The sequence below is a fragment of the Streptomyces chilikensis genome, from assembly GCF_001642695.1.
Taxonomy (GTDB): Bacteria; Actinomycetota; Actinomycetes; order Streptomycetales; family Streptomycetaceae; genus Streptomyces; species Streptomyces chilikensis.
Genome location: NZ_LWCC02000003.1, coordinates 1 through 2,257, shown reverse-complemented (window position 1 = coordinate 2,257; position 2,257 = coordinate 1). Strand labels below are relative to the sequence as shown.

At 71.2% G+C, this 2,257-nt stretch carries 2 protein-coding genes; both read right to left on the bottom strand.

Features of this window, described 5'->3' with window-relative positions; all coding sequences use genetic code 11:
* A partial coding sequence (locus A2U95_RS33515; protein WP_338104395.1) for a polyketide synthase dehydratase domain-containing protein occupies nt 1–568 on the bottom strand: 568 nt, incomplete at its 3' end.
* The coding region (locus tag A2U95_RS00080) for an acyltransferase domain-containing protein (protein ID WP_338104394.1) at nt 549–2,257 on the bottom strand (1,709 nt) is incomplete at its 5' end. The genes A2U95_RS33515 and A2U95_RS00080, both read right to left, overlap by 20 nt.

The following is a 2,257-nucleotide window of genomic DNA, read 5'->3' as shown; positions in this document are numbered from 1 at the left end:
GCAGGGCGGGGTGGATACCGAACCGGCCGGCCTCCGCCCAGGCCTCCTGCGGCAGCGCGACCTCCGCGAACACCTCTTGGTTCCGGCGCCACACGCCGCGCAGGCCCTGGAAGACCGGGCCGTAGCCGTAGCCGAGCTCGGTCATGGCGTCATACATGCCGTCCACGGACACGGGCTCCGCCTGACGCGGCGGCCACTCGGTCAGCGGGGTGTTGTGCTGCTCCATGGTCGGGGCGACGAAGCCGGAAGCGTGCAGTGTCCAGGTGTCGCTGTCGTCGCCTGCGGGAGCGGAGTGCACGGTGACCGGGCGGCGTCCGCCGTCCTCGGCCGCGCCGACCACCACCTGCAGACTCACCCCGCCACGCTCGGGCAGGACCAACGGTGCTTGCAGGGTGAGGTCGTCCAGCGTGCCGCAGCCGAGGCGGTCGCCGGCGTGCAGGGTGAGTTCCACGAACGCGGTCCCCGGCAGCAGCACCGTTCCGAAGATCGCGTGATCTGCCAGCCAGGGGTGTGTTTCCAGTGAGAGGCGGCTGGTGAGGACGAGTCCGTCACCGTCGGCGAGAAGCACCTCGGCACCCAGCAGGGGGTGCTAGGACGAGTCCGTCACCGTCGGCGAGAAGCACCTCGGCACCCAGCAGGGGGTGCTCGGCCGTGCGGAGACCGAAGCTGGCAACATCGCCGATCCAACCCTGGACGGGCTCCGGCCAGAAGCGCTCGTGCTGGAAGGCGTAGGTGGGCAGGTCAACCCGCTGAGCGTTCGTGCCCGCGTAGTAGGCGGTCCAGTCGACGGCGGTGCCGTGCGTGTGGAGTTCGGCGAGGGCGGTGACGACCGCGTCGGTCTCGGGCCGGTTCTTCCGCAGGGCGGGGACGAACGTGGCGTCGCCGGCCGTCTCCTGGGCCATCGCGGACAGGACGCCGCCGGGGCCGAGCTCGAGGTAGGTGGTGACGCCTTGGGCGTCGAGGTGGCGGATGCCGTCGGCGAAGCGGACGGCCCGGCGGACGTGGTTGACCCAGTAGTCCGCGGTCAGCAGCTCCTCACCCGCGACGGTGCCGGTCAGGTTGGAGACGATCGGGATGCGCGGGGTGTGGAAGGTGGCCGCCTGCAGGATCTGCCGGAACTCCTCCAGCATCGGTTCCATGCGCGGGGAGTGGAAGGCGTGGCTGACCCGCAGCCGCTTCGACTTGGCGAACCGCTCGGCGATCGCGGTGACCTCGTCCTCGTCGCCGGAGATGACGACGGAGGTGGGGCCGTTGAGGGCGGCGATGGACACGTTCTCGGTGAGCAGGGGCAGGATCTCGTCCTCGGTGGCCTGCACGGCCACCATCGCCCCGCCCTCGGGCAGGGCCTGCATCAACCTGCCGCGGGCGGCGACGAGCGCGGCAGCGTCCTCCAGCGACCACACCCCGGCGACGTGCGCGGCGGCGAGTTCGCCGATGGAGTGGCCGAGCAGGTAGTCGGGGGTGACGCCCCAGTGCTCCACGGCGGCGAGTTCGCCGATGGAGTGGCCGAGCAGGTAGTCGGGGGTGACGCCCCAGTGCTCCATCAGCCGGAACAGGGCGACCTCGACCGCGAAGAGGCCGGCCTGGGTGTAGACGGTCCGGTCCAGCAACTCGGACTCGGCGTCGAAGACCAGTTCCTTGACCGGACGGTCCAGGTGCTTGTCCAGCTCGGCGCACACCGCGTCGAGGGCGTCGGCGAACACCGGGAACGCCGCATACAGCTCACGCCCCATCCCGGCCCGCTGCGAACCCTGACCGGAGAACAGGAACGCCGAACGCCCACCCCGAACCACACCCGACACCACACCCACAGCGGCGGAACGGCCCTCGGCCACCGCGCGCAGCAGTTCCTCGCGGTCCTCGCCGAAGACCACCGCACGGTGGTCAAACTGGGTGCGGCTCGACACCAGGGACCAGCCGACGTCCACCGGCGAAACCTCACCCGTGGCCAGCGGCAGCAGCCGCTCCGCCTGACCCGCCAAGGCCTCCGGCGACTTCGCCGACAGCACCCACGGCACCACCGGCAGCACGACCTCCGGCTCACCCGAAGTCTCCGGCTCCGGCTCGGCCGCCTCCAGAATGATGTGCGCGTTCGTTCCGCTGATGCCGAACGACGACACACCCGCCCGGCGCGGCCGGTCACCGGTCTCGGGCCACTCCCGTGCCTCGGTCAGCAACTCCACCGCGCCCGCCGACCAGTCCACCTTCGACGACGGCTCACCGACGTTCAGCGTCCGGGGCAGCACCCCGTGACGCA